The following is an 18,774-nucleotide window of genomic DNA, read 5'->3' as shown; positions in this document are numbered from 1 at the left end:
ATTAGAAATGATCTTTGGCGATACGTAAGGCTTTAAATTCTTCAACATTTTTTGCCTGTAAGAATGGATTGATTTGGCGCTCTAACCCTAAGGTAGTCGGTAAACTCGGGCGATGTTCAGCCCGTAATTGTTCCACTAAAACACGCTGTTTTTCCACCGCGCTTTTCTCTTTCATCACCGTTGCGGCAAAGGCAAGATTGCTCAAGGTATATTCATGAGCGGGACAAATCAGGGTTTCTTCGGGTAACGCATTAATACGCTGTAGCGACTGAAACATTTGCGCATAGTCGCCTGTAAAAACCCGTCCACAACCCGCGGAAAATAAGGCATCGCCACAAAACAAATGCCCATCAATCACATAGCTTAGATGCTGTTCCGTATGACCGCCCGTTGGGATAATGTGTATTTGATAATTCTCTACAATAATAACGCCGTTTTCCACAATCTGTGTCGCGCCTTTTTCCGCACATTCGCCCGAGCCATAAATCGGTACATCAGGAAAAAAACGTTTAAAATCCGCCACGCCGGCAGTATGATCATCGTGCTTATGAGTCAATAACAGCGCAGCAACGGACAGCTGATGTTGTTGCAAAAACGGCAATAAATTTTTTATTTCCGGAATATCGATCACAATTACAGAACAATTTTCTCGTCCATAAACCCAAATATAGTTATCATTAAGGGCAGGAATTGGTGTTAGCATAAAAAATCCTTGGAGTTCATTATGAAATGGCGCGCAAAATATCCCCACGCATTAAACTTGCCACTCAGTTGGCAACAGTTACCCAATGGCACTGCTTATTCTACGCTAATTGAGCAATATTTTAAAAACCGGTTTAGACGAATTCTCGGCAAACGCTTGCTCAAATTTGGGGGATTAAGCGCAGAAATTCATTGTGAAACCGCATGCCAACAAGTGTTGCTGACGCCCGAAACGCAAGAAAAACTCACCGCACTTTGTCAGCAAAATCAGATGATCCTCATTGAAGACAGCCTTCAAAAACTGCCTTTTGGTGACGGCACGGTAGATGCTTGTTTACTGGCGCAAACCCTGAATTTCACCCAAGATCCCCATCAGTTATTACGCGAAACCGCACGCATTTTGAGCGATGATGGTTATGTGTTTATTTCGCTTTTTAACCCTTTGAGTAAATTGCTGTTTAAGCGTCATTTGGGACATTTTGCCTATCGTCATTTTTGTCGCTGGCGTGTGATAGATTGGTTGGAATTATTGGGATTTGAAATTTTGGATTATCAATCTCTTCCCCTTAAGCACGAATTAAAGGGCTTCGCATCGCTTTCCGTCATTGTGGCGCAGAAACGTACTCTGCCGTTGTCTTTACAACCACAAAAAGTGCGGTTTAATCATCCCGAGATTTTAAATCCGGCTCAAGCCTTTAAAGAAACTACACAATAAAAAATAACCCTTGAGCCCTAGGCTTTTTTCACCTATTATGCCTGCGATTTTTAGGAGAGAAACCCCATGACAGAACAAACTTTTATCCTTGGCAAAGACGCTGCCTTAGAAGACAGTATTGCTAAATTTCAACAAAAATTAACCGCACTTGGTTTTAATATTGAAGAAGCTTCTTGGCTTAACCCTGTACCGAATGTTTGGTCGGTTCATATTCGTGATAAAGACTGCCCACAATGTTTTTCTAACGGCAAAGGCGCAAGCCAAAAAGCGGCATTAGCTTCTGCCTTAGGGGAATATTTTGAACGTCTTTCTACCAATTATTTCTTTGCGGATTATTATTTAGGTCAAGATATTGCCAACGGTGATTTTGTGCATTATCCAAGCGAAAAATGGTTTGAAATCGAAGATGAAGAAACCTTGCCTGAAGGGATTTTAGACGATTATTTGTTAGGTTATTTTGATCCTGAAGGCGAATTAACCCCTGAATTATTAGTAGATCTGCAATCGGGCAATTATGATCGCGGTATCGTGGCAATGCCTTATGTACGCCAGTCTGATCAACAAACCGTTTACATCCCACAAAGCATTATTGCGAATTTATATGTTTCAAACGGAATGTCGGCAGGCAACACCAAAAATGAAGCGCGCGTACAAGGTTTGTCTGAAGTGTTCGAGCGTTATGTGAAAAACAAAATTATTGCGGAAGCCATTAGTTTGCCGCGTATTCCTGATGACGTGATTGCGCAATATCCAACCATTCAAGCGTCTATCCAAAAATTGGAACAAGAAGGCTTTCCAATTTTGGCGTACGATGCGTCATTAGGCGGTCAATACCCTGTTATTTGTGTGATTTTATTAAATCCAAATAACGGCACCTGTTTTGCATCCTTTGGTGCACACCCAAATTTCCAAGTGGCATTTGAGCGTACAGTCACGGAATTATTGCAAGGTCGTAGCTTAAAAGATCTTGATGTGTTTGCACCGCCGTCTTTCAACAATGATGACGTAGCAGAACATGCGAATTTGGAAACCCACTTTATTGATTCAAGCGGTTTAATTTCTTGGGATCTCTTTAAAAATGACGCAGATTATCCTTTTGTTCACTGGGATTTCTCAGGCACCACCCAAGAAGAATACGCTAATTTAATGAAGATCTTCAATGAAAACGGCAAAGAAGTGTACATTATGGATTACAACCATTTAGATGTGTACGCCTGCCGTATTATTGTGCCATCGATGTCGGATATTTATCCAGCCGATGATTTAGTCTATGCCAATAACAATATGGGCATGGATTGGCGCGAAATCTTACTGGATTTACCGCACTTCCACCACGATGAAGAAACCTATCAAGAATTGCTTGATGAATTGGATGAGCAAGGGATTGATGACGCAACGCGCGTGCGTGAATTTATTGGTATCGTGCCACCACCAAAATCAGGCTGGACGACTTTACGTGTGGGTGAATTAAAATCAATGCTTTATCTTGCCTTAGGCGATTTAGAGCTTGCGTTGGATTGGGCGAACTGGACATACAATATGAACAGCTCTGTCTTTACCCCTGAACGTGCCAACTACTATCGTTGTTTGATCAGCTCAATGGAATTGTTCTTAGATGAAGATCGTGATGCGAAACAATATCGTATGGTCTTTGAGAAAATGTACGGTCAAAGTGCGGTGGATTTTGCCTGGAATGCATTACAAGGCGGTAATCCATTCTATGACCTATTGGCAGACGATGAACATTTGCAAAAATTTGAAGCGCACCAAAAATTATTGGCGGCGTATGCCAAATTGCAAAAAGCCAAACGTGAAAACTGGAAATAATCATTTATCTCGTAGGGTAAACACCTTCCCTTCAGATTGCTGACAAAATTCATCTTTGGGAAATCACCTAGCACGAGCCGTGCTAGGTTCGTTAAACCCAGCCCCGCCGGGGCTGAAGAAAAGAGCCGCAGAGCGGCTCAGATTATGTAACCCTATACGGCTCGTATAGGGTATGTCATCGCTCTGTAGGGTAGGTTAACACCTACCCTTTTGTCTTATTTATAAACGATAATCTGTTTTTTGGAATATATCAGCATGAACAATTTAAGACTTGAACATATTATTAACCAAAAACTCAACAGCAATGCCATTAACGATTACGCGCCGAATGGTTTACAAGTGGAAGGCAAAGCCAACATCCAAAAAATCATTACCGGCGTAACTGCCACACAAGCCTTAATTGACGCCGCAGTGGCAAAAAATGCCGATGCGATTTTGGTGCATCACGGTTATTTTTGGAAAAGCGAAAATCCTTGTCTTCGCGGCATGAAAGGCAAACGCATTAAAACCTTGTTGGTCAATGATATTAACTTATACGGTTACCATTTACCGTTGGATGTTCACCCTGAATTAGGCAATAACGCTGAACTCGCACGTTTGCTTGGCATTGAGCATTTACAGCCATTAGAAAGCACAGCAAACAGTATTCCTGTTTGGGGCGAATTAGCGGAACCCATGACCATTGAAGCATTGGCAACAAAAATCGCACAGGTGCTTCAACGCCAACCGACCGTTTGCAACGCCGAAGAACTCACACAAAATCCACCGCACTTAATCCGCAAAGTCGGGATTTGCACCGGCGGCGGACAAGGTTATATCGATCTCGCGGCGCAAATGGGATGTGATGCCTTTATCAGTGGTGAAATTTCCGAACAAACCACCCATTCCGCTCGAGAACAAGGCATCCACTACTTCGCCTGCGGTCACCACGCCACCGAACGTTATGGCATTAAAGCATTGGGGGAATGGCTGGCAAAAACTTATGAGTTAGATGTGGAATTTGTGGATATTGATAATCCTGCTTAAATTATGAAAACCATCTACCTTATTCGCCACGCAGAAAGTTTAGCCAATTCAGGCGGGCGTAGCTTGCCGGATCGTGAAATTCCATTAAGTGCAACAGGGCAAAAACAAGCGGAAAAGTTGATTACTCGATTGCCTGCAATCCCCTGTATTTTCACCTCGGAATTTCTTCGAACACAACAAACTGCGGCACCTTATTTATCCCATTGGGGATTTCAAGCAAATGCGTTGGCGGAACTCAATGAGTTTTCGTATTTGCCATTGGAATGGATTGACAACATGACGGCAGAACAACGCCGCCCGATGAGTACAGCTTATTGGGCGCGCGCGAATCCTTTGGAAAAGTGCGGTCAAAATACGGATAGTTTTGCGGAGTTTTCACAACGTATTGATGATTTCTTAATCAAAGCAGCAGATTTTCCGGCACAAAGCCTTTGTTTTACGCACGGTATTTGGATTGCTATGCTAACTTGGAAATTACTCGGTTTTCCAACTGATACTTCAGAAGCGATGCAAAAATTTCGTCAATTTCAACCGCACTTACCCATGGCGAATACAGCAATTTGGGAATTACAACAAAATCACCAAGGAAACCGGCAAATTCGCTCATCAGCTTTGTAATTAACGGACATTTCCGCTATACTACGCGAGATTTTTTAAGCACAATTTTTAAACAACCAAAATAGGATTTCAAAATGGGTATTTTAACGGGTAAAAAAATCTTAGTTACAGGTTTAGCCAGCAACCGTTCAATCGCATACGGCATTGCAAAAGCCATGAAAGAACAAGGCGCGGAATTAGCCTTTACGTATTTAAACGAAAAATTACAACCGCGCGTTGAAGAATTCGCCAAAGAATTTGGCTCAGACATCGTGTTACCATTAGATGTAGCTACAGACGAAAGCATCACAAACTGCTTCGCGGAATTAAGCAAAAAATGGGAAAAATTTGACGGTTTTGTTCACGCTATCGCCTTTGCACCGGGTGATCAATTAGACGGCGATTATGTCAACGCAGCAACACGCGAAGGCTATCGTATTGCTCACGACATCAGTGCTTACAGCTTCGTAGCAATGGCACAAGCTGCACGTCCTTTCTTAAACAAAGACGCTGCATTATTAACCCTTTCTTACTTGGGTGCTGAACGCGCAATTCCTAACTACAACGTGATGTGTTTAGCCAAAGCATCCCTTGAAGCAGCAACACGCGTTATGGCAGCGGATTTAGGTAAAGAAGGTATCCGTGTTAACGCGATCTCTGCAGGTCCAATCCGTACTTTAGCGGCATCAGGTATCAAAAACTTCAAGAAAATGCTTTCTGCATTCGAGAAAACTGCACCACTAGGTCGCACAGTCACCATTGAAGATGTGGGTAATTCCGCTGCATTCTTATGCTCTAACTTGGCTTCAGGCGTAACAGGTGAAATATTACATGTTGACGCAGGTTTCAGCATTACGGCAATGGGTGAATTAGGGGAAGAGTAATTTTCTCTCATTAACGGGACAGGTTTATACCTATCAGATTGCTGACAAACTTTTTTAGTTAATATTTTAATATGAAATGACCGTAGGGGCGAAACATCTTTCGCCCTGATTTATCATGATTATTTTGGGGCGAAAAATATTTCGCCCCTACAACATTATTTAGGTTTGTCATCAGTCTAACAGGTTCACACCTGTCCTTTTGCTATAAAAGGAATCATAACGATGACAAAAGAACAAAAACAAGCTCTATTTGCTTCAACTCGTATGCACTCTGAATTGGTTTATAACATGACCAAATTAGAAGGCAATCCTTATACTTATAGCGAAGTCAAAACCCTATTAGACGGAATTACTGTCGGTGGACGCAAACTGTCAGATCAAGAACAAGTTTTGCGCGTTTCTCGTGCTTGGGAAGCATTACGCTCTCAAATTTCACACAATACGTTCACCTTAACCAAAGCCAACTTTATTCATTTCAATAAAATCGTGGCTGAAAATGAAGCCTTAATGGTAGGAAGTTTCCGCCAAGGGCAAGTTTATATTGCCGGGGTTGAAAAATATGTCCCACCAAAAGCAGAAGAATTAGACCGCACTTTTGAGCAAATGATAGCGGAATTTCAACGCCTAGATTTAGATCTGCACGGCAAAGCCTTTTGGCTCTTTTTACAATGTGCCAGATACCAATTTTTTTATGATGGCAATAAACGCACGGCTCAACTTATGATGAACGGTTTCTTACTGTCACACGGACTGCCGGTCGTCAGTATTCCTGCGCGATTAAAACGGAGTTATGACAGCAAAATGACCCGATTTTACGACACCAATAAAATGGAACCCATGATGAAATTTCTACGCAAACTCGCCGAAAATAACCGATATGAATAAAGCTGAAATGTCGCTTGGTGAGCTTGTCGAACCACGGTTGGTGAGCTTGTCGAACCACAAGACATTTCAGTATAATTGCCCGACTATTTACCTTAAAGAACCACAACTATGTTCCAAAACAATCCCCTATTATCTCAACTCAAACAACAAATTCGTGACAGCAAGCAAACCGTGGAAGGTGTCGTAAAAGGCACTGACAAGGCTTACGGCTTTTTAGAGACCGAAAAAGAAAGCTTTTTTATTGCGCCGCCTGATATGAAAAAAGTGATGCACGGTGACAAAGTAAAAGCGGTTATCGAAGAAGTGGACGGCAAAAAACAAGCAGTACCTGAAGAGCTTATCGAACCCATGCTGACACGTTTTATCGCGAAAGTGCGGTTCAATAAAGACAAGAAATTACAGGTTTTAGTGGATCATCCCAATATCAATCAGCCTATTGGCGCCAACCAACTAAAATCCGTCAAAGAAGAATTGCAAGAAGGCGATTGGGTGGTAGCGAATTTAAAAACCCATCCATTGCGCGATGACCGTTTTTTATTTGCCAATATTCAAGCCTTTATCTGCCGCAAAGACGATGAATTTGCCCCTTGGTGGGTCACGCTCGCGCGCCACGAACAATCGCGTTATCCGGTGGCAGGTCAAGAGAGCTACCCAATGCTTGACACCCAAACTCGCGAAGATTTGACCGCACTTCATTTCGTCACCATCGATAGCGAAAGCACGCAAGATATGGACGATGCCCTTTATATAGAAAAAATCGAACAAAACGGCGCGCAAAGCGGCTGGCGTTTAGTGGTCGCCATTGCCGACCCTACGGCTTATATTGCCCTTGATTCCCAAATTGAACAAGACGCGCGCCAACGTTGTTTTACCAACTATTTACCGGGCTTTAATATCCCCATGTTACCGCGCGAACTGTCAGATGACTTATGTTCCTTAATGCCAAATGAAACGCGCCCAGCCTTAGTTTGTTATATTGAAACGGACTTAGCGGGGAACATAAGCAATACGCCTTATTTTGTGTCCGCAAACGTACAATCCAAAGCCAAATTGGCCTATAACAAAGTGTCTGATTATTTGGAACAAGTGGAAAATGCGTGGCAACCTGAAACCGCCGACATCCAACAACAAGTGGAATTTTTACACCAATTCGCATTGACGCGTATTCAATGGCGCAAAACCCACGGTTTATTATTCAAAGAAAAACCCGATTACAGCTTTGTGTTAGCAGAAAATGGTCATGTTCAAGAAATCAAAGCGGAACATCGCCGCATCGCCAACCAAATTGTGGAAGAATCCATGATTTTGGCGAACATCTGCTGCGCCCATTATTTAGATGAAAACGCCAAAACAGGGATTTTCAACACCCATAAAGGCTTTGATAGCAAATTCTTAACGAGCGCACACAATTTCTTAATGGCAAATTTTGCCAATGACGACAACCGCGCAGAATTGGAAACACGCTACTCAACGGAAAACTTGGCGACCCTTGAAGGCTATTGCCAAATGCGTCATGACATTGAGCCTTATGACGGAGATTATTATGAATTCCGTTTACGCCGTTTCTTAACCTTTGCAGAATTTAAATCTGAATTAGCACCGCACTTTGGCTTAGGATTGACGGGTTATGCCACATGGACATCGCCTATCCGCAAATACTCGGATATGGTCAACCACCGTTTAATTAAAGCCACCCTAACCGGCGGCGAATGTATCAAACCGAGCGATGACATTCTTGCACGTTTACAAGAAGCCCGCCGTCAAAACCGTTTGGTTGAACGCGATATTGCCGATTGGCTCTACTGCCGTTATTTAAATGAACAAGTAGAAAACAAACCTGAGTTTGAAGCGGAAGTGCAAGATGTCATGCGCGGTGGATTGCGCGTGCAATTACTTGCCAACGGTGCAAGCGTGTTTATCCCCGCATCCACCATTCACCCCAATAAAGAAGAAATGGATGTTAACACTGACGAAATCGCCCTTTATATCAACGGCGAACGCCGCTACAAAATTGGCGACATCGTCAAATTACAATTAACGGAAGTCAAAGAAGAAACCCGCAGTTTGATTGGGAATTTGGTTCTTTAACCGTAGGGACACGCTGCGCGCGTCCGGAAAAATTTCAATTAAATCAACAATATGTAAAATATTGGTAACGGACACACGCAGTGTGTCCCTACAGCCATTCCACTATACGCGTGGGATTAACACAATTTGTACGGGCGAAAAATTTTTCGCCCTTTATTTTTTCGTGATAATTTGGGGAGCGAAAGATGTTTCCCCCCTACAGCCATTCCCAAATGACGCCTAACCCCCCTGATAAACACCATTTTCACACCCCAAAAAAAACAACTTTAAAATCAATAGGTTAATTGATAGCCTGTGGGGGGGGGTAAAATAGTCAAAACCTATCAATATATCTAATCCCCCACTTTTGTCAAGACAATGTAAAGATGACAAAAAACGGATTTTTCTCAAAATCGCTAACGCCTTGAATTTACTGACTTTCTGCAATTTTACCTAATTATAGGTAGTTTATTTTTCAATCAAAAATCTTTACATTGTCTTTACACTTCTCAGGCTACCGCTTTCTCCCGTCCTTTGGGGTGGTTTGTCCACTTGGTTATTTTATGATAACTTTCGCCAATCCTTGTGATTAATGGATACCGTGAATAAGAGCTGTATACGCATCTATTATTCAATTATTTCTTAAACAAACATAACGTAGCGAAGAAGACTTTTCTATGAATAAAATATTTAAGGTTATATTCAACCAAACCACAAATCGTCTTGAGGTCGTTTCAGAACTGACCCGTTCGAAAGGGAAATCTTCCTCAAGCACAGACAAACGCGCAAGTTTAACGAAAGTTGCGCTTGCGGTGGGTGTGTCTTTGGCGGGGGGAGCTATAGGGCAGGATGTTCAGGCGGCAACGGTAACAGCATCGCAGCTAACGAGTCGCTATTGTATAGCATCAGCAAATAATCCTTCTGTTCCAACATCTTGTGCCGAACAGCATATTTATAACCATGGTACGAGTGGTGGCACTAAATTTGTCGGCTATGCACAGGGTTCTTCTGCGGCTTTGGGGGAAGGTGCGCAAGTGGGTGATTATTCGGTCGCGATTGGTAACAATGCGATTGCCGACAATAAATCGACTGCAGTGGGCGAAAAGGCAAAAGCAAGAGGCGAGCGTGCAACAGCGTTAGGTAATAACGCCAAAGCAGAAGGTGGGCATAGCACTGCAGTTGGTGACTATTCGCAAGCTAGTGGTGATTATGCTGTTGCAGTAGGTAAAGCTACCGCAAATGGCACAAACAGCGTTGCAATGGGGCTAAACTCTATCGCCAACGGCACATCGTCCGTTGCATTAGGTCGTAACACAACCGCAACAAAATCAGGCGCAACCTCTGTAGGTAATGAAGCCGATGCCACAGGCGATTATTCAACGGCTTTGGGGCACGAAAGTGCGGCGAGTGGTAATAGCGCATTGGCGTTAGGCTCAAAATCAAGCGCAACGGTTGATGGCTCGGTGGCATTAGGTTCTGGTGCAACAACCAGTACAGCAGTGAGCACACCAAAACACAACTTTATCGGAAAAGATGTTAATTTCGCAGGTAGTACCGCTTATTCAACGGTTAGTGTGGGGAATGCTACCCAAAAACGTACCATCACTAACCTTGCCGCCGGACGTTTAACCGCAGATTCCACCGACGCGATAAATGGTTCGCAACTTTACACCATCGCTTCCGCGTTAGAGTACGAAGTTTCTAACACCTATTTCCATACTTATACAGATGCCAATCAAGGAAGAGGCGGTAATGCGCAAACCAACTTAGGGCTTATCACCGATGCCGCAGGCGCAACGGGCTTGAAAAGTGTCACCGCAGGGGTCAATACCACCGCTTCCGGTACGAATTCAATTGCCATTGGTAATACCTCCAACGCAAGTGGAAACGGTGGTATTGCAATTGGTAATGTTTCCAATGCTACCAATTTAAATGCAACTGCTATCGGTAACCAAGCTAATGCAAAAAATGAAAATACTGTTGCTATTGGTTCAAATGCAACATCGTCAGAAAACCTTGCCTTAGCGATAGGTTCAGAAGCGAATGCAACCAGTGTCGCAGCAAGTGCTTACGGTTATCAAGCTAATGCCAAAGGGCATAGAGCCGTTGCTTTAGGGGCTAAAACTAACTCAAGCGGTAACGCCACAGCAGTTTTAGGTTATAACTCTACTGTAACGGGCAACTATTCTAGCTCTATTGGTATGAACAATAACGTAACCGCCAATAACACCTTTGTGATGGGCAATAATATAACCGCAACAGCCGACAATAATGTGATTTTAGGTAATAGCAGTAGTGAATCATCTAATACTACTATTAACGGAAAACCAACCGCAGTTGGCGATGCCACTGTGGGTAGAATTACCTACACCAGCGCAAATTTTGCCGGCTTAGCGGCGGCAGGTGTGGTTTCTGTGGGCGCACAAGGCGCAGAACGTAGAATTATTAACGTTGCAGCTGGTAATATTTCTGCCACTTCAACCGATGCGATTAACGGCTCACAACTTTACCACGTTGCTGAAAAATTAGATGCCTCTATTGGTAGCCTAACGTTCCAAGCCGAAAAAACCGGCAATGGACAAGAAACAGACACCAGTGGTCAAAAATGGGACACCAACACCAATAAAACCATTACCATTAAAAGTACTCAATCCTATGGTCAAGGCGTAAATCGCTATGTCGGCGATAACATTGAGGTTTACCGCCAAAGCACCACCGACGGCAATACAGAATTCCATATCCTAATGAAAGAGATCCCGAGCTTTAAGGGGGCGGATATGGGCGGTGGCAAAATCACCAACCTACAAAATGGCACAGCACCAAATGATGCGGTGAATTTTTCTCAACTGACTCCAGTAAAAACTGAAACGGAAAGTATTTATTTCCATACAAATACAGGAGGAGCAGATCAAGGAACAGGTAATTCTGATACCAATAAAGGCAAAATTACTGACAAAGCTGGCGCAACAGCTACTGGGGCTATTACAGCTGGTGTTAATACAAAAGCAACTAGCATTAACGCCATTGCAGTTGGTAAAAATACAAATGCAGCAGGATACGGTGCTGTCGCAATTGGTTCTAATGAAGTAGGAAATGATCAGGAAACTGGATTAACGAAGCAGGCTAGTCTTTACGCTAGAGTTGGTTATCACGATGCTAATAAAGTAGTGCAACTCCTTGATACTGCATCTACACAAGCAACTGAAGCTGATAAATTCGGGGCTACAGCAATAGGTTTAAAAACAAGAGCTAAAGGTAATGTTTCAACTGCAATTGGTGCTTACTCAAATGCTATTGGCGGAGGATCGTTTGCTGCAGGATTTGGGGCAGCTTCTGTAGGAAGTGATAGTATTTCAATTGGTACATTTTCTGCTGCAAAAGCAGATACTTCTATTGCTTTAGGTTATTATGCTAAAGCTGAAAATGCTAATTCCTTGGCACTTGGGCGTAATTCTACGGCTACTCAAGACGGCGGTATCGCACTTGGCTTTAAATCAGAAGCAACAGTTGCAGGTGGTCAAACTGGAGCAAAACAAACTTTCTCAACTTATACATCAACAGCTAAAGGTGCCTTTACTTCAACGACTACAGATAATGGTGCCGCTAATGGCAATGCAATAGGGTCTGTGTCTGTGGGTAAAGCAGACGGTTCACTTACTCGTCAAATCGTTGGTGTAGCTGCAGGTACAGCGGATACTGACGCAACCAACGTGGCTCAGCTGAAATCGCTCACAATGAAACTCGGTGGCGATGAAAATCCTGCTGGACAAGCAAAAGCAGGGGTTTGGGATGAGCAAATCAATGTAAAAGGTGAGACTGGTAAACAGATTGTAACGAGTGCTTCAGGCAATACTATCACGGTTAAACTTAGAACGGGTAATACCACGGTTGATGCTGATGGCAAAGTTACGCTTGCTACCAATGAGAAAAAAGATGACGTTGCAACAATCGGCAATATTAAAGATTCCATTAACCAAGCGGGTTGGAAAACAAGCACAAAACAAGGTGATGTGATTGTTAATGCTGGGGATCAAGTGAATTATGCCAGCGGTAATGGCACAACTGCCAATGTCACCAAAACCACTGGTGCAGATGGCAAAGACACAGTGAATGTGAGCTTTGATGTGAACACAACGACCTTTGGTGATAATAATACCGTAACAAACGGTGTAAACCCTAATGGTACAGTTGCAGCACCAGTCAATACTGATGGCTTTGTGAAAGCCGGTGATTTACACAACACGCTAAATAATATGGGCTGGAACGTCTTCCAATATAACTCAGACGCTAACAACCAAAAAGATTTAGTCAAAGCCGGCGACAACGTGGTCTTTGCCAACGGCACAGCGACTATTGCCAACGTAACCACCAGCCCGGACGGCGTCAATACAACGGTAAAATATGAGGTAAATACGACCGCTTTACAAACTGCGGTGCAAAATCCTGTGGTTTATATTGATAAAGACGGCAAACGTGTGATCAAAGGTCAAGATGGCAATTGGTATAAAGCAGAAGATCTTGAGGGTGCCACTTTTGACGACAAGAAAAAGAAATATGTGAAAAATGGTAAAGATGTTACCGCACTTTCTGCTGAAGAAACGGCGAAAATTACGGCATCAATGAATGACGTAACCAATAACAACACGCCAAACGCAACCACCTTAGGCAATGTTGCTAATGGTACTGTAAGCAATGATTCTAAAGACGCCATCAACGGCAGCCAGCTTTTCAACTACGTCAATGTAAACGGCACAGCAGCTACCAAAGATGGCAAAGTAAATTTTGTGAACGGCAATGGCACGGAAGTGAAACTTGATGCCGCAACAGGCAGCATTTCGTACAACGTACTCAATACCACATTAGGCACGAATTCAAACGGCTCAATCATTAAACCGGTAGACAATGTAAAAAATAACTTTGTTACAGCAGGCGATCTCTACACTACCTTGAGTAATATGGGCTGGCGTGTAATGGCTGGCAGCAATGGCGGCACATCTGAGGGCAAAAAAGATTATCTTGTTAAAGCAGGCGATCAAGTTAAATTGATTGCGGGTGAGAATATTAAGATTGTACAAAATGACGGCGAATTTACTTTCTCCACTACAGCACCAAAAAACGGCGAAAATGGTAAAGATGGTGTAACCATTACTAAGATTACCAAAGCGGATGGCGTAACCACTGTGACCTTCTCTGACGGTAACACAATGAAAATTAACGATGGTGTGAATGGTGCTACTGGTGCAACAGGTGCTACAGGTGCTACAGGTGCAACGGGCGCAACGGGTGCTACTGGCGCAACGGGTGCGACAGGTGCAACGGGTGCGACAGGTGCTACTGGCGCAACAGGTGCAACAGGTGCAACGGGTGCAACGGGTGCGACGGGTGCAACGGGTGCTACGGGCGCAACAGGTGCGACTGGTGCAACGGGCGCAACGGGTGCTACTGGTGATACAGGTGCAACGGGTGCCACAGGTGCTACTGGTGCAACGGGCGCAACAGGTGCGACGGGTGCTACAGGTGCTACTGGCGCAACAGGTGCTACCGGTGCAACGGGTGCTACAGGTGCAACGGGTGCCACAGGTGCGACTGGTGCCACAGGTGACACAGGTGCGACTGGTGCAACAGGTGCAACGGGTGCTACAGGTGACACAGGTGCAACAGGTGCTACTGGTGCTACTGGTGCAACAGGTGCTACTGGTGCAACAGGTGATACAGGTGCTACGGGAGCTACAGGCGCAACAGGCGCTACAGGTGCTACAGGTGACACAGGTGCGACAGGTGCAACTGGTGCTACTGGCGCCACAGGTGCTACAGGTGCAACTGGCGCGACTGGTGACACAGGTGCAACAGGTGCTACTGGCGCTACTGGTGCAACGGGTGCAACTGGTGACACAGGTGCTACTGGCGCGACTGGTGCAACAGGTGATACAGGTGCAACAGGTGCTACTGGCGCAACAGGTGCGACTGGTGACACAGGTGCTACTGGTGCTACTGGCGCAACGGGTGCGACTGGTGCAACAGGTGCAACGGGCGCAACAGGTGCAACTGGTGCAACTGGTGCAACAGGTGCGACTGGTGCTACGGGTGCAACGGGTGCTACTGGCGCAACAGGGGCTACTGGCGCAACAGGGGCTACTGGTGCAACGGGTGCTACCGGTGCTACGGGTGCGACTGGCGCAACGGGTGCTACAGGTTCAACGGGCGCAACAGGTGCGACTGGCGCAACAGGTGCTACTGGTGCAACGGGTGCTACTGGCGCAACAGGGGCTACTGGCGCAACAGGGGCTACTGGTGCAACGGGTGCTACCGGTGCTACGGGTGCGACTGGCGCAACGGGTGCTACAGGTTCAACGGGCGCAACAGGTGCTACTGGCGCTACAGGCGCGACTGGCGCAACAGGTGCTACGGGTGCTACAGGTGCGACTGGTGCTACTGGCGCAACAGGTGCTACGGGTGACACAGGCGCAACTGGTGCTACAGGCGCTACTGGTGCGACTGGTGCTACTGGCGCAACGGGTGCTACTGGTGCAACGGGTGCGACTGGTGCTACTGGTGCTACAGGTGACACAGGCGCAACTGGTGCTACAGGTGACACAGGTGCTACAGGTGCTACTGGCGCGACTGGTGACACAGGTGCAACTGGTGCAACAGGTGACACAGGTGCTACGGGTGCAACGGGTGCAACGGGTGCAACGGGTGCTACAGGTGCGACTGGCGCTACTGGTGATACAGGTGCGACTGGCGCTACTGGTGCAACGGGTGCAACTGGTGCGACTGGTGACACAGGTGATACAGGCGCTACTGGCGCGACTGGTGCAACAGGTGATACAGGTGCTACAGGTGCTACAGGTGCGACTGGCGCAACAGGTGCGACTGGCGCTACCGGTGCAACAGGTGCTACGGGTGACACAGGTGCTACTGGCGCAACGGGTGCAACGGGTGCAACTGGTGCTACTGGCGCCACAGGTGCAACTGGCGCTACAGGTGCAACTGGCGCCACAGGTGCAACAGGTGACACAGGTGCTACTGGCGCGACTGGTGCTACGGGCGCAACAGGTGCTACAGGCGCAACGGGTGCAACAGGTTCTACTGGTGCTACAGGGGCAACAGGTGCAACGGGTGCTACGGGCGCAACAGGTGCGACTGGTGCTACTGGTGCAACAGGGGCGACAGGTGCTACAGGTGCGACTGGTGCTACGGGTGCTACTGGTGCAACGGGCGCAACAGGGGCGACTGGCGCAACGGGTGCTACTGGTGCAACGGGGGCAACAGGTGCAACGGGGGCAACAGGTGCGACTGGTGCAACAGGGGCGACGGGTGCAACAGGTGCAACGGGCGCAACAGGTGCTACGGGCGCAACAGGGGCTACTGGCGCAACAGGGGCTACTGGTGCAACGGGTGCTACCGGTGCTACGGGTGCGACTGGCGCAACAGGGGCTACTGGCGCAACAGGGGCTACTGGTGCAACAGGTGCAACGGGGGCGACTGGGGCAACGGGTGCAACGGGGGCGACAGGTGCTACTGGTGCTACAGGTGCGACTGGCGCAACAGGGGCAACTGGTACAACGGGCGCAACTGGGGCTACAGGTGCAACGGGGGCGACAGGTGCGACTGGCGCAACAGGTGCTACGGGTGCTACAGGCGCAACAGGCGCAACAGGCGCAACGGGTGCGACTGGCGCAACAGGGGCGACTGGTGCTACTGGTGCTACTGGTGCAACGGGCGCAACGGGCGCAACGGGTGCAACAGGTGCTACGGGTGCGACTGGGGCTACTGGTGCTACGGGCGCAACGGGTGCTACTGGCGCAACAGGTTCGACTGGTGCAACAGGGGCTACAGGTGCTACGGGTGCGACTGGTGCTACAGGTGCGACTGGCGCAACAGGGGCAACAGGTACGACGGGTGCAACAGGTGCGACTGGTGCAACGGGCGCAACGGGTGCTACCGGTGCAACGGGAGCAACAGGTGCTACTGGCGCAACTGGCGCGACAGGGGCTACAGGTGCGACTGGTGCAACTGGCGCGACAGGGGCTACAGGTGCGACTGGTGCTACAGGGGCAACAGGTGCTACAGGGGCAACAGGTGCTACTGGCGCAACAGGGGCTACGGGTGCAACAGGGGCGACTGGTGCTACGGGTGCTACTGGCGCAACGGGTGCAACAGGTGCAACGGGCGCAACAGGTGCAACTGGGGCTACAGGTGCGACTGGTGCAACGGGTGCGACTGGCGCAACGGGTGCAACAGGTGCAACGGGCGCAACAGGTGCTACTGGGGCTACAGGTGCGACTGGTGCAACGGGTGCTACGGGCGCAACAGGTGCTACAGGTGCTACGGGAGCAACAGGTGCTACTGGCGCAACTGGCGCGACAGGGGCTACAGGTGCGACTGGTGCAACGGGTGCTACAGGTGCTACGGGCGCAACAGGGGCTACTGGTGCGACGGGTGCAACAGGTGCGACTGGTGCTACAGGGGCGACTGGTGCTACAGGGGCTACAGGTGCTACTGGCGCAACAGGTGCAACTGGCGCAACGGGCGCAACGGGTGCTACTGGTGCAACAGGTGCTACGGGTGCAACGGGTGCTACTGGCGCAACAGGTGCAACGGGTGCAACAGGTGCAACGGGCGCAACAGGTGCTACTGGTGCAACAGGTGCAACAGGTGCAACAGGTGCAACGGGCGCAACAGGTGCTACTGGTGCAACAGGTGCAACAGGTGCTACGGGCGCAACAGGTGCTACCGGCGCAACGGGTGCTACAGGTGCAACGGGGGCGACTGGTGCAACGGGTGCGACTGGTGCAACGGGTGCGACTGGGGCTACGGGCGCAACAGGGCCGACTAGGGCTACTGGTGCAACGGGCGCGACAGGCGCAACGGGTGCTACAGGACCTGATAGCGTAGAAAGTGTTATTGCGGGCAAAAACACGACAGTTAAGCTTGTTGATGACCTATCTACCAGTGGAAAAGATTACGAAGTATCTGTAGCTGATAACGTTACACTTGGTGGTGATAACATTAATGGTTCAATTACGGTGAAAAACGCCGATGGAACTTCAGTGTCTATCAATAACGGTGTGATTACGATTACAAACAAAGACGGCACAACAACAGCGATTACGGTCGAGAAAGGTCAAACAACTGTTTCAGATCGTGATGCCGGTAAGGATAGTATTGAGCGTATTACATACAAAAGCAAAGATCCTAATACGGGCGAAACCATCAAACGTGAAGTGGCGACAATGGACGATGGCTTGAAGTTCAAAGGAGATACTAAAGATAGTGAAACCGCCAATGTAACTTTAGGCAAAACCGTTAATGTTGTCGGTGGTAAAACTGATAGCAAACTTGAAAACAATATCGGTGTGAAATCATCAAAAGATAGCAATGGCAATGCTATTCTTGAAGTGAAATTATCGAAAGATATTGATCTCACGAAAGAGGGCAGCGTTACTATCGGCAATACTACTGTGAATAATAACGGTGTAGTCGTTAATCGTAATACGGGCAATAATGCCGATAACCCAAGTATCACGAATGAAGGCGTAAATGCGGGCAATATGAAGATCACTAATGTGGCTCCAGGTCGTATTGCTGCAGATAGTAAAGATGCGGTTAATGGTTCACAATTACACGCAGTGAAAAACGACATCAACAATGTGAATAACAAAGTTGATAAGTTAGATAAACGTGTGCGTGGAATTGGTGCAAGCTCTGCTGCGGCATCTTCATTACCACAAGCCTTTATGTCCGGTAAGTCAATGGTATCTGCCGCCGGTGGTACTTATGGTGGTGCTTCGGCTGTTGCTGTAGGTTACTCAAGAGCAAGTGATAACGGTAAGGTGATCTTGAAATTACAAGGTACAGCCAACAGCGAAGGACACTTCTCTGGCGGCGCAGGTATCGGATACCAATGGTAATTTAGATACTGAGTAATAAAAAGTGCGGTGAAATTCGCCGCACTTTTTGTATTTCTTACCGAATATGAGATAAAGGTAATCTAGGTCAATCTTATATTTACATAAAAATACGATTACGTTATTATTTGTATATCCTTATTGTATATATAAATAGGAG

The 18,774-nt window shown here is 46.9% G+C and carries 9 protein-coding genes; 8 read left to right on the top strand and 1 reads right to left on the bottom strand.

Translation table 11 applies throughout. The features are described 5' to 3' along the window. Position 1: 1 nt before the first annotated feature. Entirely contained in the window at positions 2 to 703 is a 702-nt protein-coding gene (gene gloB, locus E7T07_RS03055; RefSeq protein WP_135709455.1) for a hydroxyacylglutathione hydrolase, read from the bottom strand. A gap of 21 nt (positions 704 to 724) precedes the next feature. Between gloB and E7T07_RS03050 the strand changes: the two genes are divergently transcribed. The 8 genes from E7T07_RS03050 (at position 725) to E7T07_RS10940 (ending at position 18,617) form a co-directional block, all read left to right on the top strand. Beyond that, positions 725 to 1,417 carry a methyltransferase domain-containing protein gene (locus E7T07_RS03050; RefSeq protein WP_135709454.1) on the top strand — a complete coding sequence of 231 codons (693 nt, stop codon included), beginning with the start codon at positions 725 to 727 and terminating at the stop codon, positions 1,415 to 1,417. 66 nt (positions 1,418 to 1,483) lie between these two features. Next, positions 1,484 to 3,244 (top strand): 30S ribosomal protein S12 methylthiotransferase accessory factor YcaO, encoded by a 1,761-nt coding sequence (gene ycaO / locus E7T07_RS03045; RefSeq protein WP_135709453.1) that lies wholly within the window; start codon positions 1,484 to 1,486, stop codon positions 3,242 to 3,244. Positions 3,245 to 3,499: 255 nt separating this feature from the next. Continuing rightward, positions 3,500 to 4,270 carry a Nif3-like dinuclear metal center hexameric protein gene (locus E7T07_RS03040; protein ID WP_135709452.1) on the top strand — a complete coding sequence of 257 codons (771 nt, stop codon included), beginning with the start codon at positions 3,500 to 3,502 and terminating at the stop codon, positions 4,268 to 4,270. A gap of 3 nt (positions 4,271 to 4,273) precedes the next feature. Beyond that, positions 4,274 to 4,888 (top strand): histidine phosphatase family protein, encoded by a 615-nt coding sequence (locus tag E7T07_RS03035; RefSeq protein WP_135709451.1) that lies wholly within the window; start codon positions 4,274 to 4,276, stop codon positions 4,886 to 4,888. 74 nt (positions 4,889 to 4,962) lie between these two features. After that, positions 4,963 to 5,751 carry an enoyl-ACP reductase FabI gene (locus tag E7T07_RS03030; protein ID WP_135709450.1) on the top strand — a complete coding sequence of 263 codons (789 nt, stop codon included), beginning with the start codon at positions 4,963 to 4,965 and terminating at the stop codon, positions 5,749 to 5,751. A gap of 222 nt (positions 5,752 to 5,973) precedes the next feature. After that, positions 5,974 to 6,636, top strand: coding sequence for a Fic family protein (locus E7T07_RS03025; RefSeq protein ID WP_135709449.1), 663 nt, complete (start codon positions 5,974 to 5,976; stop codon positions 6,634 to 6,636). Between the two features lie 108 nt (positions 6,637 to 6,744). Beyond that, entirely contained in the window at positions 6,745 to 8,724 is a 1,980-nt protein-coding gene (gene rnb, locus E7T07_RS03020; protein ID WP_135709448.1) for an exoribonuclease II, read from the top strand. Between the two features lie 656 nt (positions 8,725 to 9,380). After that, entirely contained in the window at positions 9,381 to 18,617 is a 9,237-nt protein-coding gene (locus E7T07_RS10940) for an ESPR-type extended signal peptide-containing protein (RefSeq protein WP_180338709.1), read from the top strand. Positions 18,618 to 18,774 lie beyond the last annotated feature (157 nt).

Origin of the sequence: Actinobacillus porcinus (assembly GCF_901764995.1) — a bacterium.
GTDB classification, from domain to species: domain Bacteria; phylum Pseudomonadota; class Gammaproteobacteria; order Enterobacterales; family Pasteurellaceae; genus Exercitatus; species Exercitatus porcinus.
Note: the sequence above shows the minus strand (reverse complement) of the source record. Positions and strands in the feature narration are given on the sequence as shown.

What these genes read in the sequence shown, in the direction of transcription:
- gloB (WP_135709455.1), bottom strand. Translation starts at nt 703, where the DNA reads ATGCTAACACCAATTCCTGCCCTTAATGATAACTATATTTGGGTTTAT.
- E7T07_RS03050 (WP_135709454.1), top strand. Translation starts at nt 725, where the DNA reads ATGAAATGGCGCGCAAAATATCCCCACGCATTAAACTTGCCACTCAGT.
- ycaO (WP_135709453.1), top strand. Translation starts at nt 1,484, where the DNA reads ATGACAGAACAAACTTTTATCCTTGGCAAAGACGCTGCCTTAGAAGAC.
- E7T07_RS03040 (WP_135709452.1), top strand. Translation starts at nt 3,500, where the DNA reads ATGAACAATTTAAGACTTGAACATATTATTAACCAAAAACTCAACAGC.
- E7T07_RS03035 (WP_135709451.1), top strand. Translation starts at nt 4,274, where the DNA reads ATGAAAACCATCTACCTTATTCGCCACGCAGAAAGTTTAGCCAATTCA.
- E7T07_RS03030 (WP_135709450.1), top strand. Translation starts at nt 4,963, where the DNA reads ATGGGTATTTTAACGGGTAAAAAAATCTTAGTTACAGGTTTAGCCAGC.
- E7T07_RS03025 (WP_135709449.1), top strand. Translation starts at nt 5,974, where the DNA reads ATGACAAAAGAACAAAAACAAGCTCTATTTGCTTCAACTCGTATGCAC.
- rnb (WP_135709448.1), top strand. Translation starts at nt 6,745, where the DNA reads ATGTTCCAAAACAATCCCCTATTATCTCAACTCAAACAACAAATTCGT.
- E7T07_RS10940 (WP_180338709.1), top strand. Translation starts at nt 9,381, where the DNA reads ATGAATAAAATATTTAAGGTTATATTCAACCAAACCACAAATCGTCTT.